General features: G+C 69.2%; 26 protein-coding genes, 1 tRNA gene and 1 pseudogene. 6 read left to right on the plus strand and 22 right to left on the minus strand.

The features are described from left to right. Positions 1 to 622: hypothetical protein (locus AWQ70_RS26925; protein WP_218004677.1), on the plus strand; the 622-nt coding region annotated here is incomplete at its 5' end. A gap of 6 nt (positions 623 to 628) precedes the next feature. Here the strand turns inward: AWQ70_RS26925 and AWQ70_RS26930 are convergent. From AWQ70_RS26930 to AWQ70_RS26980, 12 genes and pseudogenes are all read right to left on the minus strand, one after another. Next, positions 629 to 1,912 carry a hypothetical protein gene (locus AWQ70_RS26930; protein ID WP_067181639.1) on the minus strand — a complete coding sequence of 428 codons (1,284 nt, stop codon included), beginning with the start codon at positions 1,910 to 1,912 and terminating at the stop codon, positions 629 to 631. A gap of 106 nt (positions 1,913 to 2,018) precedes the next feature. After that, a complete protein-coding gene (locus AWQ70_RS26935; protein ID WP_218004678.1) occupies positions 2,019 to 2,450 on the minus strand; it encodes a type II toxin-antitoxin system VapC family toxin in 432 nt (143 codons plus the stop codon). Then, positions 2,440 to 2,667 carry an AbrB/MazE/SpoVT family DNA-binding domain-containing protein gene (locus AWQ70_RS26940; protein WP_066933939.1) on the minus strand — a complete coding sequence of 76 codons (228 nt, stop codon included), beginning with the start codon at positions 2,665 to 2,667 and terminating at the stop codon, positions 2,440 to 2,442. Before AWQ70_RS26940 ends, AWQ70_RS26935 begins: the two co-directional genes overlap by 11 nt. 122 nt (positions 2,668 to 2,789) lie before the next feature. Then, positions 2,790 to 3,092: a DUF1416 domain-containing protein gene (locus tag AWQ70_RS26945; RefSeq protein ID WP_067181643.1), complete on the minus strand. Its 303-nt coding sequence runs from the start codon at positions 3,090 to 3,092 to the stop codon at positions 2,790 to 2,792. Then, positions 3,092 to 3,931, minus strand: coding sequence for a sulfurtransferase (locus AWQ70_RS26950; protein ID WP_067181646.1), 840 nt, complete (start codon positions 3,929 to 3,931; stop codon positions 3,092 to 3,094). Before AWQ70_RS26950 ends, AWQ70_RS26945 begins: the two co-directional genes overlap by 1 nt. Beyond that, a complete protein-coding gene (locus AWQ70_RS26955) occupies positions 3,928 to 4,338 on the minus strand; it encodes a DUF4395 domain-containing protein (protein WP_067181650.1) in 411 nt (136 codons plus the stop codon). Before AWQ70_RS26955 ends, AWQ70_RS26950 begins: the two co-directional genes overlap by 4 nt. A 56-nt stretch (positions 4,339 to 4,394) precedes the next feature. Beyond that, on the minus strand, positions 4,395 to 4,478 hold the full coding sequence (locus AWQ70_RS42450; protein ID WP_352231756.1) for a putative leader peptide: 84 nt from the start codon (positions 4,476 to 4,478) through the stop codon (positions 4,395 to 4,397). A gap of 131 nt (positions 4,479 to 4,609) precedes the next feature. After that, a pseudogene (locus tag AWQ70_RS42455) lies at positions 4,610 to 4,906 on the minus strand (thioredoxin family protein); the annotation flags it as partial. 194 nt (positions 4,907 to 5,100) lie between these two features. After that, positions 5,101 to 5,895 carry an anti-sigma factor family protein gene (locus AWQ70_RS26965; protein WP_067181654.1) on the minus strand — a complete coding sequence of 265 codons (795 nt, stop codon included), beginning with the start codon at positions 5,893 to 5,895 and terminating at the stop codon, positions 5,101 to 5,103. Continuing rightward, on the minus strand, positions 5,892 to 6,404 hold the full coding sequence (locus AWQ70_RS26970) for a sigma-70 family RNA polymerase sigma factor (protein WP_281197112.1): 513 nt from the start codon (positions 6,402 to 6,404) through the stop codon (positions 5,892 to 5,894). Before AWQ70_RS26970 ends, AWQ70_RS26965 begins: the two co-directional genes overlap by 4 nt. 31 nt (positions 6,405 to 6,435) lie before the next feature. Beyond that, a complete protein-coding gene (locus AWQ70_RS26975; RefSeq protein WP_067181661.1) occupies positions 6,436 to 7,116 on the minus strand; it encodes an LmeA family phospholipid-binding protein in 681 nt (226 codons plus the stop codon). Positions 7,117 to 7,315: 199 nt separating this feature from the next. Further along, entirely contained in the window at positions 7,316 to 7,564 is a 249-nt protein-coding gene (locus AWQ70_RS26980; protein ID WP_067181664.1) for a MoaD/ThiS family protein, read from the minus strand. A 368-nt stretch (positions 7,565 to 7,932) separates the two neighbouring features. On the opposite strand from AWQ70_RS26980, the gene AWQ70_RS26985 reads away from it, so the two are divergent. Then, a complete protein-coding gene (locus tag AWQ70_RS26985; RefSeq protein WP_067181667.1) occupies positions 7,933 to 8,652 on the plus strand; it encodes a winged helix-turn-helix transcriptional regulator in 720 nt (239 codons plus the stop codon). 31 nt (positions 8,653 to 8,683) lie between these two features. On the opposite strand, the gene AWQ70_RS26990 is transcribed toward AWQ70_RS26985, so the two are convergent. Further along, positions 8,684 to 10,459 (minus strand): bifunctional metallophosphatase/5'-nucleotidase, encoded by a 1,776-nt coding sequence (locus AWQ70_RS26990; protein ID WP_067181671.1) that lies wholly within the window; start codon positions 10,457 to 10,459, stop codon positions 8,684 to 8,686. 109 nt (positions 10,460 to 10,568) lie between these two features. Here AWQ70_RS26990 and mshD point away from each other — a divergent pair, with 109 nt between their 5' ends. Further along, complete coding sequence (mshD, locus tag AWQ70_RS26995) at positions 10,569 to 11,471, plus strand: mycothiol synthase (RefSeq protein ID WP_067181930.1); 903 nt, start codon at positions 10,569 to 10,571, stop codon at positions 11,469 to 11,471. Positions 11,472 to 11,532: 61 nt separating this feature from the next. Here mshD and AWQ70_RS27000 read toward each other — a convergent pair whose 3' ends face one another. The 3 genes from AWQ70_RS27000 to dcd all read right to left on the minus strand — a co-directional run bounded on the left by AWQ70_RS27000 (position 11,533) and on the right by dcd (position 13,900). Next, entirely contained in the window at positions 11,533 to 12,531 is a 999-nt protein-coding gene (locus tag AWQ70_RS27000; RefSeq protein ID WP_067181674.1) for an inorganic phosphate transporter, read from the minus strand. Further along, positions 12,532 to 13,149 carry a DUF47 domain-containing protein gene (locus AWQ70_RS27005; RefSeq protein WP_067181676.1) on the minus strand — a complete coding sequence of 206 codons (618 nt, stop codon included), beginning with the start codon at positions 13,147 to 13,149 and terminating at the stop codon, positions 12,532 to 12,534. Positions 13,150 to 13,324: 175 nt separating this feature from the next. Then, complete coding sequence (dcd, locus tag AWQ70_RS27010) at positions 13,325 to 13,900, minus strand: dCTP deaminase (RefSeq protein WP_067181679.1); 576 nt, start codon at positions 13,898 to 13,900, stop codon at positions 13,325 to 13,327. Positions 13,901 to 14,171: 271 nt separating this feature from the next. Here dcd and AWQ70_RS27015 point away from each other — a divergent pair. Continuing rightward, positions 14,172 to 14,245, plus strand: a tRNA-Gly gene (locus tag AWQ70_RS27015). 80 nt (positions 14,246 to 14,325) lie between these two features. On the opposite strand, the gene AWQ70_RS27020 is transcribed toward AWQ70_RS27015, so the two are convergent. Together AWQ70_RS27020 and AWQ70_RS27025 are read right to left on the minus strand one after the other, a co-directional pair. After that, positions 14,326 to 14,562, minus strand: coding sequence for a hypothetical protein (locus tag AWQ70_RS27020; protein WP_067181683.1), 237 nt, complete (start codon positions 14,560 to 14,562; stop codon positions 14,326 to 14,328). A gap of 485 nt (positions 14,563 to 15,047) precedes the next feature. Then, a complete protein-coding gene (locus AWQ70_RS27025; RefSeq protein WP_067181933.1) occupies positions 15,048 to 15,524 on the minus strand; it encodes a hypothetical protein in 477 nt (158 codons plus the stop codon). A gap of 480 nt (positions 15,525 to 16,004) precedes the next feature. Between AWQ70_RS27025 and AWQ70_RS39300 the strand changes: the two genes are divergently transcribed. After that, positions 16,005 to 16,697 carry a hypothetical protein gene (locus AWQ70_RS39300; RefSeq protein ID WP_157530452.1) on the plus strand — a complete coding sequence of 231 codons (693 nt, stop codon included), beginning with the start codon at positions 16,005 to 16,007 and terminating at the stop codon, positions 16,695 to 16,697. A gap of 325 nt (positions 16,698 to 17,022) precedes the next feature. Beyond that, a complete protein-coding gene (locus AWQ70_RS27035; RefSeq protein WP_157530453.1) occupies positions 17,023 to 17,847 on the plus strand; it encodes a hypothetical protein in 825 nt (274 codons plus the stop codon). A 209-nt stretch (positions 17,848 to 18,056) separates the two neighbouring features. On the opposite strand, the gene AWQ70_RS27040 is transcribed toward AWQ70_RS27035, so the two are convergent. The 4 genes from AWQ70_RS27040 to AWQ70_RS27055 all read right to left on the minus strand — a co-directional run bounded on the left by AWQ70_RS27040 (position 18,057) and on the right by AWQ70_RS27055 (position 23,336). After that, a complete protein-coding gene (locus tag AWQ70_RS27040; protein WP_067181693.1) occupies positions 18,057 to 20,147 on the minus strand; it encodes a DUF4132 domain-containing protein in 2,091 nt (696 codons plus the stop codon). 1 nt (position 20,148) lies between these two features. After that, on the minus strand, positions 20,149 to 20,541 hold the full coding sequence (locus AWQ70_RS27045) for a hypothetical protein (protein WP_067181696.1): 393 nt from the start codon (positions 20,539 to 20,541) through the stop codon (positions 20,149 to 20,151). A gap of 138 nt (positions 20,542 to 20,679) precedes the next feature. Next, complete coding sequence (locus tag AWQ70_RS27050; RefSeq protein ID WP_067181700.1) at positions 20,680 to 21,324, minus strand: response regulator; 645 nt, start codon at positions 21,322 to 21,324, stop codon at positions 20,680 to 20,682. Then, positions 21,321 to 23,336, minus strand: a complete 2,016-nt coding sequence (locus AWQ70_RS27055; protein ID WP_067181703.1) for a sensor histidine kinase — start codon at positions 23,334 to 23,336, stop codon at positions 21,321 to 21,323. The genes AWQ70_RS27050 and AWQ70_RS27055 overlap by 4 nt, the downstream gene beginning before the upstream one ends. Position 23,337: the final 1 nt, after the last annotated feature.

The raw sequence follows: 23,337 nt of genomic DNA on the forward strand, positions 1-23,337 counted from the left end.
GCCCTCGCCCGGCCCCGCCGCGGCCCACGGACCCGCCCCGGCGCGCGCCCCGATGCCCCGCGGCAAGCGGCTCGCGCTCCAGGGCGCCGGCGCGCTGCTGTCCGTCACGGTCGCCCTCGCCGGCCCCGGCTGGTTCGCCTACAACGTCTATGAGTACGGCCGGCCGGCCGACCACATCCAGACCGTCCAGCCCGGGCAGACCGCCACCTGGCGGCACGTCTCCTGGCGGGTCGCCGTGGAGCGCATCCCCGATCCCACGGGCAAGGCCGCCAGTCCGGACCGCCAGTGGATGAAGATCGTCGCGACGCGGACGGCTCTGGACGAGGAGGGAGCCATCCGGCACGGCGCCCCCGACGTGGAGTTCTCCGACCGGGCCGGGCGCACCTGGAAGACCCAGCTCCTGAACGACGCCACCCCGCCCGACACCCTGGACAACAAGATCGGCGCGCCGTACCGGATCGAGTTCCTCGGGGTGGTTCCCCCGGCGATCGCGGACGAGGTGATGGTCGATCTGCGCCCGAGCACCTATCGCAGCGTGCCGGGGCAGTCCGTGGAGGACTTCATGAAGGAGGCGGCGTCGACGACGGAGAAGAGGGACCGGGTGCTCCGGTTCCTGCAGTGACCGACGTCAGACGCCGAGCCGCTTCCGGGTCGCCGCCAGGTCGAACGTGGCGGCGATCAGGCACATGGTCAGCGTCGTCGTGACCAGTTCGGTGACGAAGTCCACAGGGACGTCCGTGACGAACCAGAAGTACGGCTCGTCGCTCGCGGCGAGATACCGCCCCGCCCGGCCGAGGTAGTCGGAGCCGATCTGGAGCCCGACGTAGCACAGGGCGAACAGCCCGAAGAGCGGGGCGCCTCCGCTGACGGTGAGGCGGAAGGCGTTGATCAGCGGGATCCAGCGCTCCGACCAGCCGGCCGTCAGCCGCGCCGCCACGCGGCGGGTGAGCGTGTGGGTCCGCCGCACCCGTTCGGCGACCGTCTCCAGCCGCGTCCCCCTGATCGTGGTCTCGGTGTCCTCCACGTACGCCCCGTACGCCAGGACGCCCACGGTGAGCCAGGCCAGCGGGAGGATCAGGGCCTCCACGACGTACGGCCACGCCTCGGTCACGAACTCGGAGACCGCCGCGAACCCCGGGACGCTCTTCTCCGCGTCGGCCACCCAGTCCTGCAGCGCGACGAACGCGGTGCGGCTCCCGACCCATCCGCTGCGCGTGTCCGCGGCGGCGCCGACCACGTTGATGCCGTAGAACACGAACGCCAGCTCGCCGAAGGTGGCGAGGACGCCGGAGAAACGCCCCTCGTTCGCCTCGTGCCTGCGGCCCGCCACGGTCTTGAGCACGTACGCGAGGATCATCGCGACCAGCGAGACGGTGAGGCTCAGGTTGGTCAGGCCCTGCGCCACCCCGCTGTGCTCACCGGTGAACGCCTCCACGGTGAGGGCGTCCGGCTTGCGGAAGTAGTCGATGTTCATGAAGTCCCGCACGTCCTGCAGGACGAATCCCCACGTCATGTAGATGCCGGCGAACAGGAGCGCGGTCCGGTTGAACGCTCCGAAGATGTTCTCGCGGCCCTCTCCGGCCGCCCGGCGCGCCCGGGTCTCCATGAGCGCGCCGCGGATCACGTACAGCATGCCCACGGTGGTCGCGAGGGACGTCATCACGACGAGCGTGAACAGGAACACGGTCACCACGAGGCGCGCCTGGTACCAGGAGCCGTGTGAGACCGTCGCGGCGAGCAGGAGCAGTCCCCACCGCACCACCCGCCCAAGGGCGAACCACATGATCAGCGGCAGTGCGCACGACCCGGCGATACGCAACACGTGCAGCGGCAGCGAGTACGGCGACAGCATCCACCGCGAGCGCGGTTCGGCGGCCTGGCGTGGCGCGACAAGCGCGGACGTTCCGGACATCTCGTGAATGTTATCGGGTTAACTCCGGTCGCATCAGCACCATGCCACGGCCGTACGTCCCTCATCACCGGCGACGGCCGATGCCGGGAAATCCAGCCGCCTGATCTCAGGGCGTGACGAGGTCCAGAGTCGGGAAGTAGGTGCGGTAGCGCGCTCCGTCCCTTGTCAGCAAGGTGTAGTTCCGCACGGCCGCGTGCGCGCCGATGAAGAAATCCGGCAGGGGAGATCTCCGCTCACCGCCACGCTTTCGATAGGCGAGGTGCGCCCTCCCGGCCAGAAACGCGGCTTCGTACGGAATGTCTTCGCGCTCGAAATCGTCGGAGGGCAGCGCCGCATCGACGGCCTCGATGCCCGGGTATCCGACCGAGACCTCCGCGTAGATCACCGGGTTGATGACCACACGACCCTTGTCACGCGCCGACGCGACGGCTTGGTCCGACCAGTCGGCCCACTTCGGGTCATCGGTGGCGATATCAAGAAGCACGCAGGAGTCGACCATCGTGACCCGATCACCGACGACATGCAGACTAGTCGCCACGCAGCAGCCCCATGATCTCGTCCGTGCTCATGGTCGTCGTCGCGGTTCCGCGAAGCCGCCGGGTCGCACGCTGTCCCCGGGTGGCGCTCGCCTCACGACGGACGATCTGCAGCGTGTTGCCGACCTCTATCACGTCGACCTCGTCACCTTCGTGCAGACCGTATTTCTCGCGGATCTCGGCGGGGATGGTGACCTGCCCCTTGCTGTTCAGCCGCATGCAGCCCACTCCAGACACGTATTACACCTACCACGTAACACTAGGTGGGGCCGGTCGAACGGCACAAGAAGCGAAAGGGCCGGTGCGTCGGGAGACGCACCGGCCCTTACGGGAGAACCGGATCAGACGGCGACGGCGAGCTGGGCGACCTCGCCCAGCTTGGCCTCGACCGCGACGTCCTTGGTGACGCCGCCGCCCGCGATGATGCGGACGGTCCACTGGCCGGGAGCGGCGAAGAACCGGAAGACGCCCTCGTCGGAGACGACGACCTCGCCGGTGAACTCGCCGGAGTGGTCGAGCAGGCGGGCGTAGGCCGTACCGGCGCCGGAGACGACGCCCTGGATGACGGCCTGCGTCGACAGGTCGATGCCTGCCGGCAGCGCCACGGTCTGCTCCGGTGCGGCGCAACCCTGAGTGGTGGTCATCAGCGAGCCTCCCCAAGCTCCACGGGCACGCCCACGAGCGAGCCGTACTCGGTCCACGAACCGTCGTAGTTCTTCACATTGGGCTGGTCGAGGAGCTCGTGCAGCACGAACCAGGTGTGCGCCGAGCGCTCCCCGATGCGGCAGTAGGCGATGGTGTCCTTGCCGAAGTCGACGCCGGCCGCGGCGTAGAGCTTCTTCAGGTCCTCGTCCGACTTGAAGGTGCCGTCGTCGTTGGCCGCCTTGGACCACGGGATGTTGCGGGCGGTGGGCACGTGGCCCGCGCGCTGCGCCTGCTCCTGCGGGAGGTGCGCCGGGGCGAGCAGCTTGCCGGTGAACTCGTCGGGGGAGCGCACGTCGACCAGGTTCTGCTTGCCGATGGCCTCCACGACCTCGTCACGGAAGGCGCGCAGCGACAGGTCCTGCTCCTGCGCGGTGTAGGTGGTGGCCGGACGCTGCGGCACCTCCTCGACCAGCTCGCGGGAGTCGAGCTCCCACTTCTTGCGGCCGCCGTCGAGCAGCTTGACGTTCTCGTGGCCGTACAGCTTGAAGTACCAGTACGCGTAGGACGCGAACCAGTTGTTGTTTCCGCCGTAAAGCACGACCGTGTCGTCGTTGGCGATGCCGCGAGCCGACAGCAGGGCTTCGAACCCGGCCCGGTCCACGAAGTCGCGGCGGACGGGGTCCTGGAGGTCGTCCCTCCAGTCGATCTTCACGGCGCCACGGATGTGACCCTTGTCGTAGGCGCTGGTGTCCTCGTCGACCTCGACGAGCACGACACCGGGCGTGTCGAGGTTGGCCTCGACCCAGTCGGCATCCACCAGGACGGCGGAGCGGCTCATGTGGTTCTCCCAGGTTGTAGACGGCGGATGATCAAGTACATTTCGCAGCCCAGGCAGAAGCCGAAGGCGGCGTTGAGGAAGGCGGCCAGCAGTGCCGCTGCTGTCGCACCCAGAGCCAGAGGGATGATCCCGGTGGCGAACCCGATCAGGCCGGCGACCGCGAAGACGATGCCCACGCCCTGCGCGAACCGGGGCGGCGCCGCGTCTTCCAGCTCTCCCGGCGGCCCCAGTCTCGGACGTACGAACCCGCGGAAGAGTAAGCCGTACGGGGAGACGTCGAGGACGCCGAGCATGAACACGATCGCCTGGAAGGCGAGGAGCCATGCGCTGCCCGTCACCAGGACGAGCGCGAGAACCACAGTCGTGATCGCCGCGCCGAAACGCGGGCCTCGGGGATCGACCTGCATCGTGAGATGCTCCTGAAGGATTCGGATTGCGGCGTGTCAGCCGCGCGGAATCACCCTCAGGCCATGCGACAGAGCGCGGTGGCGACGCGGCAGAAGTCAACCGCCCGCCGCTTCGTCAGCAGCTCTGTCGTGGGAGTCATGGTCTCGACAGTACCCGGCGTCTCGACATCTGTCACACCGCGTCCGATTGGTGAGACGATTTGTCCGAGCTCTGATCAAACCGGGCCGCCGGGCCGGGCTTCCCCTGGATCGCGGCGCCCTCGCCGGCCGTCACCGCCGCGCCGAGGGCCGCGATCACATCGGCCTTCCTGGGCAGCCCGGACGCCCTTTTCACGACATTTCCCGAACCGTCGAGAACCAGCACCGTCGGCGTACGCAGGACGTCGAACCGCCGGACCAGATCGAGGCGGCTCTCCGCGTCGATCTCGACGTGCCGGACGCCGGGCACCATCGCGGCCACCTCGTCCAGGATCCTGCGGGTCGCCCGGCACGGCTGGCAGAACGCGGTGGAGAACTGCACGAGCGTGGCGCGCTCCCCCAGCTCCGCGCCGATCTCCTCACCGGTCACGGCACCCGCCCCCTCGCTCGTCCCGGAGGCCGCGCCCCCGGCCGCCGCCGTACCCGTCCCGGAGGGCGGCCGCACGTCACGCAGCCTCCCGTCCCGCCGCCGCGCCAGGAGCCCGATGACCAGGCCGGCGGCGAGCGTCGCGCACAGGACGACGATTCCTACCATCGCGATGGACAACCCGCGCGCGGCACGGGTCATTCCCCCGGCTTCACACGTGCGGTGACCAGCTTCCGCCCGTCCGCGGTGGTCAGCTCGAAGCGCGCGATCTCCCCGACCCGGAGCTCGGTCGACCCCGTGAACGCGGCCGGGGCCGAGCTGAACCCCTGGGCGGTCGCCGACCAGCTCGCCACGGCGGAGCGTGTGCGGTCCAGGCCGACGGCGGTGAGGCGGCACACCACACCGGCCGGCACCCCTGTGACGGTCGCTTCCACGCTGGTGCCGCCCTCGCCGGGCGTGAGCCGTACCGTCATCCGGACGTTCCCCTCCCGGCCGGTCGCCTCGGTGGCGGGGGCGGTGAGCGTGCGCGCGAGAGAGTCGGCGCTCGTGTCGGCCTCCGTCCTGGCCTCCGTCTTGGCCGCCGCCCCCGGCTCGCCGCCGGCGGCGTCGGACCGGGGCTGCGCCTGTGCCGAAACGGTGGACGCGCCGGCGGAGCCGTCCGCCGACGGGCGGGCGACCGCCATCCAGGTCGTCCCGCCGAGCGCCGCCACCACGACGGACGCGGCGAGCCCGAGCATGGCCCGCGAGAGGCGCCTGCGCCGTACGGTGGCCGCGAGGAGGCGGTCGAGCACCTCGCGCGGCGGCTCGGCCGCGTGCCTGATGTCCTCCTCCGACACACGGGCGAGGAACGGCGGCAGCCCGGACAGCTCCGCCAGCTCGGCCGGGCAGTCGGGGCACTCGTCCAGGTGCGCCTCGACCTGCGCGGTCTCCTCGTCGTCGAGCGCCCCCAGGACGTACGCGCCCAGCGAGATCCGGACGTCGTCGCAGGTCATGGTGCCAGCCCCCGTTCCTCCAGAGCCAGCTTGAGCGCCCGGAGCGCGTAGAAGGTCCGCGATTTGACCGTCCCCGGCGGGATGCCGAGGATCTCCGCCGCCTCCTTCACCGATCTCCCCCGGTAGTACGTCTCCAGGAGCACCTCGCGGTGCTCGGCCCTCAGCGAGGCCAGCGCCTCGGCCACGGCCCACGACTCGACGGCCCTGTCCAGCTCGTCGGCGGCGGGCAGCACGGCCAGCGCCTCGTCGCCGGTCTCCTTCGGCCGCGACCGGCGCGCCCGGTGCTGGTCGACGACGAGGTTACGCGCCACCGTGAACAGCCAGGCGCGCACCGGCCGCCCCGACATGGCCGAGGGGTTCTTCCAGGCGCGCAGCAGCGTCTCCTGGACGACGTCCTCGGCACGTCCGGGGTCGCCCGTCAGCCGCAACACGTATCCGTACAGGGGCCCGGCGTGATCGTCGAAGAGGACGCGGACGAGCTCCTCGTCGGCGGTTCCTGCTGGGCTCACGTCCTCTTGACGTAGGGACGGATCGTCGGGTTCAGCGGAGCGGGACATCTGTCGCCGAGCCTTCGACCGCGAGCCCCTCGGGCACCGACCTCACCTTGGTGATCTTCAGGTTGAGCGGCAGGTTCTTCACCGGCACCGTGAAGCCGACGAACTTCTCCACGTTGGGCACGGAGATGCCTCCGGCGATCCGCACGTCGGCCGGGACCAGCCGGATGCCGCCCTTGGCCGTCTCGATCTTCAGGTCGGCGGTGATCGGGATGTCCTGGCCCAGCACGGTGACCTTGCCCGACACCCGCAGCCGGTCGCCGTCCCCGCCCTCGACCTTGACGCCGCGCGGCGCCCGCTCGTCGAGGGTCTTGCGGGAGATCACGATGGTGCCGGTCACCCGCTCGGCGCGGAGGTCGGCCTTGGAGGCGTCCTGGATCAGGTCGGCCAGCGGGGCGGACACGCCGTACAGCGTGGCGTCGATCTTGGAGATCGAGACGCCCTCGCGGGTCAGCGGGCCGGTGGCGATGGTGATCTCCTCATAGTTCCCCGCGACCGCCTGGGTCAGGAAGGGGATGCCCTCGATGTGGACGGTCGGGGTCGAGGAGAGGTCGTACTTGGCCTCGATCTGCCTGGCGATCTCCCGCTGCACCCCGGCGACCGCCACCCGGTCGAGGATGGCGAGCACGACGACGAGCAGGATCAGGAACACGACGAGCTTGCGCATCCGTCTTCCTCCGGGGGCGCGGTCTGACGGGGGCACGCGGGTCGGCTCACCCTTGGTAGTGCCTGACGAGGTTGGTGGGTCCTGACAAATCATGCCCTGTCGCGCGTGCCCCTGGCGACGCGCCTCCGGGGGCGGGAGACCCGCTCCGCCCGGCGACACGCCGTCCGGGTCCGCACCCGGGTCGGGCGGCCTTCGCTCCTCATCCCCCGGCAAAGGGAGGTAAAACTTCGACGACGGCTCCCTCGGGGAGATCGACCGTGTGCGGGTCACGCGTCCCCGCGGGCGCGCCGTTCACAAGGAAGGAGCAGCGCCGCAACACCCGCGCCAGATCGGGGTTGGCGGAGATCCCCGCCAGCAGGTCCCCGAGCGTCGGCGCGTCGAACCGCTCCTCGGCGACCCCGGCCGCGGCCTTCGCCGCCGCCCAATAACGGACCGTGCCCGTGGCCATGATCCCCCTCCGTTTCCCGCCGTACGTCCTGGTTTGTCGTGTTTTCCGGGACGCCCGGCGGACACCTGTGCGTGACCGGACGGTTACGCCGATTGTCCACGTGAAGAACTTTTAACACGCCCGACTCACATTGGACCCAATATTCCTGTGAGCTACCCTACGGAAGACGGGACCTGGGCGACGTTGCCCCCGGGTCCCGACGTGTTTGTACGGCTCACGCCGTGATGACGCGGAGGAGGCGAGCCTGTGAACGTGCACAGCGCGGTGCTCTCCCGGCGCGCCCTGCCGTTTCGCTTGTGACGAGGAGGGCATGTGAGCGAGCGATCTCGACAATCCCGCCAGTGCGGGGGCGTGGCGAGGAGGTCGATGTGAGCAACCTGCTCCTGCTGACGAACGCGCTGGAACCGTCCGCCGAGGTGCTTCCCGCGCTCGGCCTGCTCCTGCACTCGATACGCGTCGCGCCGGCCGAGGCCTCCGCGCTGATCGACACCCCGCCCGCCGACGCCGTCCTGGTGGACGCGCGGCGCGAGCTCGTCCACGCCAAGAGCCTGTGCCGGCTGCTCCGCACGACCGGGCTGGCCTGCCCGCTGCTGGTGATCGTGACCGAGGGCGGCCTGGCCGCGATGACGGCCGAGTGGGGCGTGGACGACGTGCTGCTCGACAGCGCCGGCCCCGCCGAGGTCGAGGCCCGGCTGCGCATCGCCACCGGCAGGCTGTCGCTGGCCGCCGCCGACGAGGTCCCGGACGAGATCCGCAGCGGCGACCTGGCGATCGACGAGGCGACCTACACGGCCCGCTTGCGCGGACGCGCGCTCGACCTGACCTTCAAGGAGTTCGAGCTGCTCAAGTACCTCGCGCAGCACCCGGGCCGGGTGTTCACCCGCGCCCAGTTGCTGCAGGAGGTGTGGGGATACGACTACTTCGGCGGCACCCGCACCGTGGACGTCCACGTCCGGCGGCTGCGCGCCAAACTCGGCGCCGAGTACGAGTCGCTGATCGGAACGGTCCGGAACGTCGGCTACCGCTTCGTGCCCGACCGCGGGGGCGAGCAGGCCGAGACCGACGACCAGGAGCCCGCCCGGCACTGACCCCTCGCGGGGGCGCCGGACGGGCCCGCGATCAACCGATCTTGGTGATGCGGTTCAGCGCCGGCGGCGCCACCGGGGAGTTGGCCGTGAGATAGGCGGTGAAGGCGTCGACGTCGAAGCCGCCGTTCCACGTCCACAGGTCGGTGCCCTTCGTGAACTCGGCGAACGCGTCGCCACCCGAGATCAGGAAGTTGTTGGCCGCCACCCGGACCGGCTGGGCGTCCGTCACCGGCACGCCGCCGATCTTGAGGTCCGAGATGCGGGAGCCCCAGGCCGCGCTCGCGTCGTAGCTGTACGTGAGGTTGGACGACGGCTGCAGGATCTTGGTGAATGCCTGCTCGTTCGGGCCTCCGGTGAACTGCTGCTCGAGCACCGTCTTGAGCTGTGCCCCGGTCAGCGTGACCGCCTGCAGCAGGTTGTTGAACGGCTGCACCGCGAACGCCTCGCCGTAGGTGACGACGCCGTCGCCCTCACCGGCGGCGGAGCCGGCGTAGGTGAGGAGCGTCCGGACGCCGCCCGGGTTCATCAGGGCGACGTCGGCGTTGCCGCCGCCGCTCTTGGCCGCCGCGAGCTGGGCGTCCGCGATGACGTCGCCGAGCGCGGTCTCTCCGCTGCCGCCCGCCGGGACGACGTTGGAGATGTCCGCCGTGATCTTGCCGACCGGCGCGTTCGCCTTGGTCGCCACGGCCGTCTTCCAGTACGCGACCAGCGACTCGATCTTGGGGTCGGCGGCGTACTTGGTGATGGCGAGCCCGGCGTTGGCGGGGCCGTCCACCGCGACGACCTTGTTGTCGGCGGTCACCGAGGAGCGGATGACGTCCTTCGTCCGCCGGTCCACCTGGAAGTCGATCTGGGTGAGCACCCGGCCGAACGAGGACCCCTGCGTGAAGTAGCGCGTGTTGCCCGCGGGGTCGGTCGTCGTGCAGACGTACGCCTGGTGCGAGTGGCCCATGACGACGAGGTCCACGTCGGCGCTGAGCTTGCTCGCGATCGTCCGGCCGACGCCCGTGGTCAGCGGGCAGGCGTCCGGGCTCTGGTTGGCGGCGACCGAGTCGCCCTCGTGGACCAGGGCCACCATGGCGTTGACGCCGCGCCTCTTCAGCCAGGCGGCCGCCCGGTTGCCCGCCTCGACCTCGTCCTGGAAGGTGAGGCCCGCCACGCTGGCGGGGGTCACGATGGACGGGGTGGTCTTGGTCACCAGGCCGATGTAACCGATCCTGACGCCGTTCACCACGCGGATCGCGATGGGCGGCAGCGCGTTCCTGCCGTCGTCGTCCACGACGTTCGCCCCGATGTAGTCGAACTGCGCGCCCTTCCACCGCCCGGCGGGCGAGCAGCCGTCCGTGGGGTGGCAGCCGCCCTTCTGCAGGCGGAGCAGCTCCGGCAGCCCCTCGTCGAACTCGTGGTTGCCCACGGACGACACGTCGAGCCCGAGCGCGCCGAGCACCTGTACCGTGGGCTCGTCGTGGAAGGCCGCCGAGACCAGCGGCGATGCGCCGATCAGGTCGCCGGCCGCGACGACGTCGGTCCTGCCCTTGATGCTGTTCTGCTTGATCGCGGTGGCCAGATGAGCCGCGCCGCCGGCGGACTGGACGGTCACGCCCGTCTCGTCGACGATGCGGCCGCTCGACCCGGACGGGGTCTCCAGGTTGCCGTGGAAGTCGTTCACCGTGAGCAGCCGGATCGGGATCGGCTGCGGCTTGGCGGAGGCGGTCGGCGCTGCCGCCGCGGGGTGCGCGGCCGCCGCCAGTCCCGCCGCCGCGGCGACGCCCGCCACCGTGAGGCGGAGAAGGGAGCGAGAGGTCATGGAACAGGACACTAGGACCGCGACCTTTACATGAGATGGCGAAGAGACAACGATTCGCCGCGCGTGATGATGGCGGCTTTTGCCACTAGACGGAACCGAGGTGTACGACGTGGACGTGCGTGTGGAGACCGGGAGACGACTCGATGACCGGCAGGTCGCCGAAGTCATGGATCTGGTCAGCGAGGCCACGGAGGCCGACGGGGTGCGTCCGCTGAACGAGCATGTCATGTTGCAGGTGCGTCACGGCGCCGACCCGGGCGCCAGAGCCGTGCTCCTTCACGAGGGTGACACGCTCGCCGGGTTCGCCCACCTGGACCCCGCCGACCCCGTGGAGGGATCCGGGGGCGAGCTGGTCGTCCGCCCGGCGCTCCGCCGCCGCGGCCTCGGACGCCGGCTGCTCGACGCGGTGCTGGCCGAGACCGGCGGGCGGGTCCGCCTCTGGGCGCACGGCGACCACCCCGGCGCCGCCGCGCTGGCCGCATCCGCGGGACTGACCCGCGCCAGGTCGCTGTGGCAGATGCGCCGCCCGCTGGACGCGCCGCTCCCCGCCGTCACCGTGCCCGACGGCGTACGGCTGCGCACGTTCGTCCCCGGGAAGGACGAGGACGCGTGGCTCGCGCTCAACGCCCTCGCGTTCTCCCGGCACCCCGAGCAGGGCGCGTGGACGATGGAGGACCTGGAGCTGCGCGAGCGGGAGCCGTGGTTCGACCCCGAGGGCTTCTTCCTCGCCGACCGGGACGGCGCCCTCGCCGGCTTCCACTGGACCAAGGTCCACGGTGGGGAGGGACAGGACGCCGAGCCCGTCGGCGAGGTCTACGTGGTCGGGGTGGACCCCGCCGAGCAGGGCTCGGGGCTCGGCCGCGCCCTGACGCTCACCGGGATCGAGCACCTGCGCTCGCGCGGCCTCGCCCAGGTCATGCTGTACGTGGACGAGGAGAACCGGCCCGCGATCAGGCTGTACGAGTCGCTCGGGTTCACCCGGTGGAACACGGATGTGATGTATCGCCGCTGAGCCGTACCGGCGCGCGGCTCCCCGGCTCCCGGGGAGCCGCCCGGCGGATCAGGCGGGCCCGCTATTCCAGGATCCAGTGCAGGCCGAGGTAGGCGAGCGCGGACACCAGCGCGGCTGCGGGGATCGTGAGCACCCAGGCGGTCACGATGTTGCCCGCGATGCCCCACCGCACGGCCGACAGGCGCTTGGTCGCGCCGACGCCCATGATCGCGGTGGTCATCGTGTGGGTGGTCGAGATCGGCGCGCCGAAGCCGATCGCGGCCGTGTAGAGGACGGACGAGGCCGCGGCCTCCGCCGCGAACCCGCGCGGCGGGTCGAGGTGGATGATCCGCCTGCCCATGGTCCGCATGATGCGCCAGCCTCCGGCGTACGTGCCGAGGGAGATGGCGGCGGCCGAGGCGGTGATGACCCACTCCGGGATGTCCGCCGTCGGGGACGCGTAACCGCCGACGACGAGCGCCAGGAAGATGACGCCCATGGTCTTCTGCGCGTCCTGCAGGCCGTGGCCGAGGGCGATCGCGGCGGCCGACACCGGCTGGACGAAGCGGAAGCCCCGGCTGGTGCGGTGCGGGTTGGACTTGCGGAAGATCCACAGAATGGTGATCATGACGATGCCGCCCAGGACGAACCCGATGACAGGCGACAGGATCATGGGGATGACGACCTTCTCCACCACGCCCGTCCAGTGCACGGTCGCGCTCGCCGCGAGGGCGGAGCCGACCAGCCCGCCGATCAGGGCATGGCTGCTGGACGACGGCAGGCCGAAGTACCAGGTGATCAGGTTCCAGACGATCGCCCCGATGAGGGCGCCGCCCACGACCACCAGGCCGTGCGTGCCGTTCGGAGCGTCGATGATCCCTTTGCCCACGGTCTGGGCGACCGCGGTGCCGAGATGCGCGCCGATGAAGTTCATCACGGCGGCGAGGAGCAACGCGATCCGCGGGGTGAGAGCCCGCGTGGAGACCGAGGTCGCGATCGCGTTGGCGGCGTCATGGAAGCCGTTGGTGTAGTCGAACACCAGGGCGACGACGATGACGCCGATGACGAGTGCGAGCTCCACTTAGCTTTCCTTGACCGCGATCGACTCGATCGTGTTCGCCACGTGCTCGAACGCGTCGGCCGCGAGCTCGAGCTGCTCGATGACCTCACGCATCTTCATCACCATGAGCGCGTCGTACTCGCCGCTGAAGAGCTTGGCCAGGAGCCGGCGGTAGACCTGGTCGGCCTGGTTCTCCAGGCGGTTGATCTCGATCCAGTACTCGTTGAGGTTCTGCATCGAACGCAGGCGGGGCATGGCGTCGGCCGTCAGCTCGGCGGCCCTCTCCAGCACCTCGACCTGGCGGACGACCTCTTTCGGCAGATGGTCGATCTGGTACAGGACGATCAGGTCGGCGGCCGCCTCCATGAAGTCCATCACGTCGTCCAGGTTGGACGCGAGGCGGTAGATGTCCTCGCGGTCGAACGGAGTGATGAAGCTCTCGTTGAGCCTCTTCATGATCGCATGAGTGCGCTCGTCACCCGCGTGTTCGCAGGCGCGCATCTTGTCGGCCAGGGCCTCCCGATCCGACCCGTCACTGATGATCTCTACCAGCAGCCGGGATGCGGTGACGAGGTTGTTCGCCGAGTCTGCGAACAAGTCGTAATAGCTGTCCTCACGGGGCGTGAGACGCAGGCGCACGTCATTCTCCAGAGGTGAGGTGCGGGGATGGTCCGCAGAGAAGAGTACGGGTAACCGGTTGGGATGCGAACTTAAGGGTATGCATGCCTGCTTGTAACAGCCCCATCACTGCCCCGTAGTCATCCGTTAATGCATTGGTGCTGGTGAGGCGCCGCACGGCCAGTGAGGCCGCCGCTCATATCTTCGTACGGTGGAAGTTCAGGAACGACCTGCTCGGCGTCGGCCCGCGCTGCCCCTGGTAGCGGGAGCCGTACCGGCGCGAGCCGTACGGGAACTCGGCGGGTGAGCTGAGCCGGAACATGCAGAGCTGACCGATCTTCATGCCCGGCCACAACTTGATGGGCAAAGTGGCGACGTTGGACAACTCCAGGGTGACATGCCCCTCGAACCCCGGGTCGATGAAACCCGCCGTCGAATGGGTGAGCAGCCCCAGCCGCCCCAGACTCGACTTGCCCTCCAACCGGGACGCGATGTCGTCGGGCAGGCTGATCACCTCGTACGTGCTGGCCAGCACGAACTCGCCCGGGTGCAGGATGAACGGCTCGTCGCCCTCCGGCTCCACCAGGCGGGTGAGGTCGGGCTGCTCCACGGCCGGATCGATGTGCGGGTACCGGTGGTTTTCGAACACCCGGAAGAACCGGTCCAGCCGCACGTCCACACTGGACGGCTGGATCATCTCCGGCTCGTACGGATCGATCTTGACCCGTCCGGTCTCGATTTCGGCACGGATGTCACGGTCGGAAAGCAACACGCGTGCAAGGGTAACCGCCCCCGCCGAGCCCCAGTCGTGGACATCCACAGGAAGCACCCCGCCCACGCGTACCTCCACCTCCCGCCGGACGCTCCGTACCCCCTCCCCCTGCCGCCCTCCCGGGCATCTCGCCCTGGGCGAGCCCGGCAGGAGACAGAGCCCTCTCCCTTTGGGGAAAGGGGCACCGCGAAACTTCTCGGCCTCGACGGCGCGACCACACCGCGATTTCCGCTAGAGTGATGGACGCGGTCGGCTCTCAAGAACGACCGATGCGGGTGTAGTTCAATGGCAGAACATCAGCTTCCCAAGCTGACAGCGCGGGTTCGATTCCCGTCACCCGCTCCACGAGCGAAGGCCCAGGTCAGGAAGTAGATCCCCACCCGGGCCTTGATCATTTCTAGGGCCTTCTCGATCTTCCGTGCCCGTTACGTGCCCGATCCGTTGGGATCTTGTTCGCTCAGGGCTTCTTCAGCTGGCTTCCCGAGCGCGTCGGCGATCGCCTGATCCCGCTCCATCGCGGTGTGCTGACAGATCAGTGCGGCCCGGGTGGTCGAGTGCCCCATGCGGTTCATCAGCTCCCGCAGCGTCGCACCGGACTGCGACGCGAAGGTGTTCCCGGTGTGACGCAGATCATGGAATGGAAGCCGCCCCCTGCCCGCCATCGACCCAGGCCCGGTGGTCGCCTGCCGCCTACATCTCGCCTTCGCTGTTCTTGATCAGCCCAACGCGACAGCGCTCGACCTCCTCGGAGACCTTCTCCATATACCAGCGCATCACCTCGTACGATCCACAGCGCCCGCTCGGCATCGCCCCTCGTCATGAAGACCTCGGGATGGGTGCGCATCTCGCCGTACCGCTGGAAGCGCAGCCGGTAGGCAGTGTTCTTGAGCTTGCGGACGTTGCCGACCGGACGACTGCCGATACGCCTTGGCCGCCATGGACACCGAGACGCCGTTGCCGAGCAGGTCGGCCCGCCACTACCGAATCATCGCTGTGGACAGCGTGCCAAGGGCGGCGCTCCCGCGCCGCCTCGCGGCCCTGCACCCGCTCGGCGGTCGGGCATGCGGCCCGGGGGCCGGTCCCGGCCGCCGGCAGCTCAGGCCGCGTCCAGACAGGCCCACACCCGCCCCCAGAGATCCCGCAATCCCTACACACACGGATCGGCCAAAAGCACCACTCGATCAGCCTCCACATCGAACCCCAGGAGCGGAGGACCATCAGATCCCTCCGAGCACATCAGCACGGACTTCCTGAGCCGCCGCCCGATCACCCTGTAGAAATCGAACAGGACGTCCAAGCGCTCCTGCCCCTGCAACTCTTTCAGGTCGACATCGAAGTCGATTGACTCGGCCTGATACGCGCGAAAGATCGCTTCAATCTCGGGCACCGGCCACACCCGCAAGTGTGCTGAGCCGGCTCCCGTCGCGATCATCTGGGTGGCGGTGGGAAGCTCTGCAGGCTCGTCGTACAGCTCATAGGCGTACTGCCAGCCATGAGACTGAATGAGATCAAGAAGGGTCTGCCAGTCCTCAACGCTCGTTCCTTCGATCACCACGTCGGGCAACGCCCCATTGAACTCCAGATCGAAGAAGGGCTTTACGTCATCCCACAACAGGTCAGGCATGAAACCCATGTTCTCTGCGGAACCTATCTGCGACTAGCCATTAACGAACGCACCTCCGGTGGGGGCGCTCCGGCTACGGGGTGATCGCCGTGTTACACACACAGGGCCGCAGATGGCTGAGGTGGAAGCCTGATCACCCCGCTCGCCATCGACCCAGGACAAGCCGAGCAGACCAAGGCCACCGGATCCAGGTCGTTCGTCCAGTAGGGCGCTCCACCTGGCCCCGGCGGCCTGGTCACTTCCCCTTCGGGCGGGTCGACGGCATACAGAGTGATCAGGCAGGCGGAGCGTGCGCGCCGCGCGAGGAAAGGCCAGGTCACGGGTTGATCATCGTGGCATGGGGAGAAGCATGCGGCGCCGCATAACCAATGATGGTCGCTATAGCCAGTGAACGAGTTCGCCCTCTCTCTCATACTGAATCCCTGTGCATGTGAAGAACAAGACTGTGATTATGCGACGTACATCAGGACACTCGTGTGCATGAAGCCTCCCCGCACTGCCCCAGGCAGCGATAGGACGCTCATCGAGCATCTGGCGCACGTACGTTGGATCGCCGGTGGAACAGGAGCCGGCAAGAGCACAGTGACTATGGCGCTGGCCCGCCGACACGACGCCCGGCTCTACAACGGTGACCGAGCAGAACACGACTGGGTGGCCCGCAGCACGCAGCAGCATCACCCTCACCTGCACGCCCTATTGGGCGCTGCGCCTGGACAGGTATGGGCGGGCCGGTCGGCACAGGAAGTGTTCCGGTCGATGGCCAGCCTGCATGGAGAGGTGATCGGCTTCCTCATCGAGGATCTCCTTGCCCTTCCCAACGACCGGATCGTCCTGGTCGACTACTTCGGCGTCCTGCCCCGCGATGTCGCACTCCTGCTCGCCGGCTTTCACCAGGCGGTGTTCTTGCTGCCTTCCCCCGAGTTCCGTCGGCGTGTTCTCGCCATGCGCTATGCCGACCCTCTGCGAGCCCGAACCACCTGGGGATCCCACTGCCGAGAAGAAATGCTCGCCAAGCGCCTCGCCCGAGACGCGCTGTGGGATGAGGAGGTCCGCCAGCAAGCCACCGCCTACGGGCTGCGTACGGTCTCGGTAGACGGCACCCGTCCCGTCGAAGACCTCGTCACCGAGGTGGCCACCCATCTCCGCCTGCCTCAGGCGCCGGCGTGCTCTTGAACTGATTCGCCGACGATCCGCCGTCCCGCCTTGGACTTGGGCGGGCCAAGGGCGACGCCAAGGCCAGGAACAAGACGACCGGCCCCCCGAGCCGGCAGGTACCCGTGATGGACTTCGCCCCCTCACGCGTTCGGACCCCACACCGCGAATACCGGAGGAGGCCTCATCAGGCACGCCCGCAGAATCTTGCCCTTGGTCGCTTTCCGCGGCGAACCGAATGGGACGGGCAACACGTCCCAGTGGAGTGCGATCTCTTCGGGTAGTTCTCGCCCTGTTCGCTGTCGTCGTTCTCACCGGATGCGACCGCGAGGAAGGCAGTGCCAAGTTGGATCACGTCGTCACCGCTTCATGCCCGAAGATGCCGGACCCGTACCTGCCGGCCTCGCCACGCCAGCAGCTCCCCGACGGCTTCATCCCGGCCCAGGTCATCCGCTGCCGTTGGGAGCCCCGCTATCTGCCCGGCAAGGGGAGCTGGGAGGTCGTGATCCAGGAGCACGCCGACGGCCCCGCAACCGAGCTGATGACCGAGCTACGCCGCCCATCCGAGAGGTCGTTATTCGGTCGGGACTGCCTGGACATACGCATCAAGGTCGATTATTTGGTCGTGGTGGACTCCTCCGGCAGGGCGGTGTTACCCGACGTGCCGAACGGCGTATGCGGAGAGCCGTTCCCCTCCGCTATGGCCGCCATTCGCAGCCTGCCGTACCAGGTCGACAAACAGGTACCCGTTCGGAGGATCGAGAGCGAAAAGTCCTTCCGGGCCGGCTGCGGCGGCGAATTTCCCGACATTCTCCGCCGCCGGAGACAGCCAGGAGCGGCCCACCAAAACTGGAACCCTCCACCGCAGGGCCTACGGGTATGCGTCTACCGCATCACAAAGAAGACCCCGGGCACGGCCCAGACCTGGAACATGGTCAGGGGAAGGCTCGAATCTTCGCACATCCTCCGGGGCAGCAGACTGCGCGCCCTGCTCGATGCCCTGGACACCGCGCCGCCGAGCGACTGTCCGAGCGACCATACCCGGTTCGCAGTACTAACCCCGGGCTCCTGGGAGGCATACGTCGCGCTGGACGGGTGCCATAACCTCCGACGCTCCGATGGAACCCTCGGCCGTCTCGCCCCTGATGCCGTAGCACTCCTCACCAAGTGAACCTACGGATCAGCCGGCAGGACAGTGGCTCGCCGTCGCACGGCATCCGCGATCGCCGAGCGTCAAGGCGAATGCGGCCCGCAACTCGCGAAGCCGAGCTGCGGGCCCCGACGACGTGCAGCTCCGGGAAGCCGCACAGCGGGCGAAGACCGAAACGGCCTGTCCGGGCAGGCCGTCATCGATTCGGGGTTCCCCCGGGGCTGCGTGGATCAAGCCCGGATCTGGCGAACGATGGAGGTGTCGGTGATGGCGGTGTCGTTGGCCAGCAGGAAGGCCTTGCTGAGGATGAGCGACAACCGGCCGTCCTCCTCGAACGGAAGAAACAGCCCGGTGTGGGGGCCATGCGCGGCAACGATGCACAGGTAGGCGTCGTTGGGTTCCATCAGGATGTTCGCCGACCCCAAATGGATCTTGTAGGTGCGCAGATCGCCCCGGACCACCAGGAAGCGGTCGGTCAAGGTGCACCGGTCGGCAATGGCCGTACGGCCGATCAGGCGCGACAGCGCGTCGCGCCGCACCTCGGCGGAGGACGTCAGCGCAGCGAACGAACCGGTCCGCCAGTAGTCCTGCATCTGGTCCGGCCCCTGGTCGGACCAGTGGGGGTCGGTCGTGATCGAGGTGACGGCCACGAAAAGGTCGACGTCCCGCATGGCCTCGCTGAAGACCAGCGCCGGGACCTCCCTCAACGGCGCCTGGTGCCAGACGCCCCCGGCCAGCCTGTGGAAGTGGACCTGATCGGTGAGCGCGTAGCCCTCCTCGTACAGACCGTGGCTCAGTGTCGCCCGCCACTGCCCGCCGGCCAATACCCGCTGGGCCGCCCCGTCGTTGTGGCCGCCATCCCAAAACCCCAGGTAGTGGGATTTCCAGCCGCGGTCCTTAAACAATGCGCGCAGTTTGCGGTAGTCCACCACGTGCCCGGCGAACCGGTTGGAGTAGGTCCCGGTCGTCTCCTCGGCGGGGGTCAGCAGGTAGACCTCACGGAATGCCTGCTTGTACGGCTGACGCAGTTCCTTGCTCTCCACGACCTCCCGCCAGGCGCGCACCTCCTCCACGGACGCGCGCGCCGGATGCCACAGCCGCACCGGCACGTCCGGCACGCTCAACCCCAGTTGGGCCCGCCACACCCCGGGCGCGACCTCGAACTCCCAGATCAGCCGGTCGGTGATCGCGTGGCCTTCAAGCTGCCGGTACGGCGGAGGCGGCTCGTTGGTGTATCCGGCCTCCAGCGCTCTGGCCAGGGTGGCCTGCTGCTGCGCGGTCTGCTTGGCCAGCTCGCGCAGCCGTTTGACCTCCTCGGGGTGGTCCCGTTTGACCGCGGCGGGGACCGACTTCAGCTTCTTGTCCCCGTGCCACCAGGACAGCTCGACGCCGCCGTCGGTGGTGATCACCGCGGTATGGTCGCCGACGACTTGTCGGACCTGCCCGTCGGGCAGCCGAAACGCCACCTCCAGCCGGTTGGCCAGCGCGGGCTCGATGCGCTTGAACTTGCGGTCCAGTTCCTTGGGCACCCCCGCGTGCCGGGTGATCCGGCGGGCGGTGCGCAGCGCGATGATCACCTCGGGGGTCGGGTAGTCCTCCGCCGCGCGGGCGATCTCGAACAGCAGTGCCTGTGAGGGCAGGGTCTTGGCCGGGGTGGGCGCCACCGCGATTCCGCGTACCAGACTGTGCAGCAGATCGGGCAGCCAGGGCTCGTCCCGGTGGAGCGCCATCCGGACGGCCCGGCCGAGGGTCTCCGTTTCCCCGTTCTCGAACGCCTTCTCCGCTCTGTACGGGATCTCGCCGGCGTGGATCGCCGTGACGCGGGCCACGGCCGTCTCCAGCGCGGTCCTGGCGAAGTCCAGGTAGCCGGGCTGGGCCGCGAGCCAGTCGAGTACGGCGGCCGGTGGCCTGGGGGGCGAGCTCGACGCCATCCGCATCGCCTCGGCGAACAGCGCCCGCAATTCCAGTTCCCAGCCGAACAACACGCGCAGCTCGGCGACCGCGATGGGGCCGCGCTCCCCGGCGAGCCGGGCCCACACTTCGGCGTCCATGTCCGCCAGCCCCGCCGCCACCACCTCGGAATAGAGCCCCAAGAGCCGATACCGCTCACGCAGGAGGAGTTCGACCAGTTCGCGGGCCGGCTCGATCAGTCGCCGCCGGTTCTCTTCGGTGAACGTGTACCGTCCCGAAGCCGACGTGCCCAACGCGGCGCCCAGTTGCGAGGCGTCGGGCCAGCGCATCGGCTCCTCCGCGGACCCCTCGAGAAGATCGAACAGGCGTTTCGCGGGACGGGAGAGCTGCGCGAGAGGGGAGACGTTCATGTCAGCCTCCGACCAGCGGGACGAGCTTGACGAAGGAGACGACGGGGTCGGCGATCAGGTCGATCTCCGTGTCCAGGTCGAGGATCTGCCGGTCGCCGATCAGCAGCAGGAAGCCATTGCGGGCGAACGCCGCCTCGGCGGCATCGGCTTGTTTCTCCCAGTCCAGCTTGCGCGGCGTCCGCATCCGGTAGCCGTTGAGTTCGGCCTCGGCGTCGGCCGGTTCGACCAGACCGCGGAAGTGGTGGGAGGGGGCGGCGTTGTGGCGGGCCACCTCCTCGCGGACGCGCAGCCGTACCAGCTCCCGGGCCGAGATGCGCTCGAACAGGTCGGACAGGGAGAACTCCGCCAGCGCCCGGCCAGTCGCGGTCTCATCGCGAAACGTCACCAATGCCATCGAACACCGCGCTCTCGTCAAGGTCAGGTGGTGGCACCATCTATAGCAACGGCGAACGACAAAACGCCGACGTCGTAGGCCGCGCAGCATGACCGGCGGTGACGCGGCACGGACAGATCCCGGCCGGCGACCGGCGGCTCACGTGGGCCGGTGGACTCCCGCGTCCCGCGCCCGCGCGACGGCCTGTGCCCGGTCCTCGACACCGAGCTTGAGCAGCACGTTGGAGACGTGATTCTGCACGGTCTTCAGGCTGATCCCAAGCCTGGCGGCTATGGCCTGGTTGGACTGGCCGGCGGCCATTCGCGCCAGGATGTCGAGCTCCCGCCCGGTGAGCTGCGGGAACGGGTTGGCCGGGGCGGTGTCCGCGAGCGCCGCGAGCATCCGGTCGGCCACGGCGGAGTCGAGGATCGCCTGGTCGGCGTGCACCGCGTGCACGGCGCGGATGATCTCGTCGGGTTCGGCGTCTTTGAGGAGGTAGCCGCGGGCGCCCGCCCGGATCGCCTGCCGCACCATGGCGTGCTCCGCGTGCATGGTGAGGACGAGCACCCGCGTACGCAGCCCTCCGCGCCGGATCTGTTCGGTCGCTGAGGCCCCACCGCCGCCGGGCATGTGCAGATCGACGATGGCCACGTCGGGATCGTGTTCCACGACTGCGGCGACCGTCGCATCGGTGTCGGCCGCCTCAGCGACGACGATGATGCCGGGCACACTGTCGAGAAGCCTGTGCAGCCCCATCCGGAACACGTGGTGATCGTCGGCGATCACCACCCGCAGCTCGTTCATCCGCCGCCCTCCATCGGGAACACGGCCCGTACCGTCGTGCCCTCGGCGTCTCGGGGGCGCAGCTCGAACCGACCGCCCAATTCACCCACCCGCCGTCGCATCGAGGCTGTACCGACGCCGGCGACGTACCGCTCGCCGATGCCGACCCCATCGTCATCGATCTGTACGACCAGCCGCCCACAGCGGGTGGAAAGGGTCAGCGTACAGGCGACGGCATCAGCGTGCCGCAGGACGTTGGCCACCGCCTCCAGCAGGACGAAATAGGCGGCTTCGGCCACGGCGGGCGGCACCCGTGCCTCGTCCACGTCCGCGTAGTAGGTGATGAGAGGTGCCCCGGGCAGCTCGGCACACCGCTCGAGGTGGTCGGCGATCGCCGCGGTCAGGCCCAGATCGGCCACGGCGGCGGACGGCAGGGCGTCGATGATGCGGCGGACCTCAGTGGCCGCCGAGCGCACCTGGTCGGTGATGACGCGCAACTCCCCCGCCACCGGGCTGTCCGTGCTCAGGGTACGGCGGACGCCGTCCACGGCCAGTCCGATGCCGGACAGCAACGGCCCGAGCCCGTCGTGCAGATCCTGGCGTAACCGGCGCCGCTCATCGGCGATGGCGTGCACCGCCTGCTCCTGCGCGGTGCGCAGATCCTCTGCGAGACGGACGGCGTGCAGGGCCGAGCCGATGGCGTACGCCAGCTCGTTGAGCAGCGCCAGGTCGGACCGGGAGTACGCCTCGCCGGGCGCGCGCGGTCCCACCGTCAACGTCCCGACCAGCTCACCGCGCCACTCCAGCGGCACGTCCACGGAAGGCTCCACGCCGGAGACGCCGACGCGGGCCACCTCGCCGTACTCGCCGTCGGCGAGCAACTGTACGGACACGTACTCGGCGCGCAGAGCCCGGGCGACCGCGTTGGCCGTTGTGGCAGGCATCTCCGACGGGTCGGCCACGGCTCTCAGCTGCTGTCGCAGTCCGGCGAGAGCCTCCAGCGGTTCCTCCCGCTGTCCGAAGAGGAACCGGCTGACCGCCCGCTGCAGTCGCCGCCGCACCGGATCGGCGAGCCCGGCGACCGCGGCTGACGCGATCAGCGCGAGACCGGGTGAGGGGCCCACGGCCATGCCGAGCACGGAGACGATCCCGAGGTAGACCGCGAACACCACCGCGGTCAACGCGGCGAACACGACGGTGCGCCGGATCACGAGATCGATGTCGTAGAGGCGGTAGCGGCGTACGGACAGCGCGATCGCGCCCACGAGCAGGAACGGAATGAGGAAGTAGCCCGCCTGCGCAACGTGGTGCGGCATCAGCCCGCCGAGCAGCTCGATCGCGAGAACCAGCGCCATGGCGTACCACAGGAACTTCATCTGCTGGCGCTGGGTCGAGCCGGCGCGGTGCCACCGCACTCCCAGGCTGGCCAGACTCGACAGGACGGCCGCGACGACCATGAGGCCCGCCATGGTCATCAGAGTCCCGCCGGCGGCGATGGCAAGCGGATTCGGCGGGCCGGCATCCTCGCCGACCAGCAGTGGACCGGGTTCCACAGCAGCCGCCACCGCCGTCAGCACGCTGGCCCCGGCGCCAAGCCATGACGCCCACCGCCAGTTCCCCGAAGGCGCCCGTCCGTTCGGGAAGATCGACGGCAACACCGTGAACAGCGGCACGACGTACAGCGGCCACAACCACAGCACCAACCATGCCGCCACCTGCCACCCGGGCCAGCCGGCCTGGAACCCCGCAGTCCCCGACCCCTCGGCGAGCACGCCGAGGGCGCCGGCCGTGCCGGTGCCGAGCAGCAGCCACCCGACTGGCCGACCCCCTCGGCTGCGGGACAACCACCATCCGGCTCCGCCCAACAGCAGGCTGTGTCCGACGTTGCCGACGAGCGCCCAATTCAGCGCCGTACCGGCGGCCAGCGAGAGGGTTCCACCGGCTGCGGTCATGACGACGGTGGCGACCATGGTGAGCAGCGCGCCCGGCGGCCGCCGGACCGCCCGGCCGGTGGTCACCGTGACCCCGCTCATC

Origin of the sequence: Microtetraspora niveoalba (assembly GCF_001570405.1) — a bacterium.
Lineage (GTDB): Bacteria > Actinomycetota > Actinomycetes > Streptosporangiales > Streptosporangiaceae > Microtetraspora > Microtetraspora niveoalba.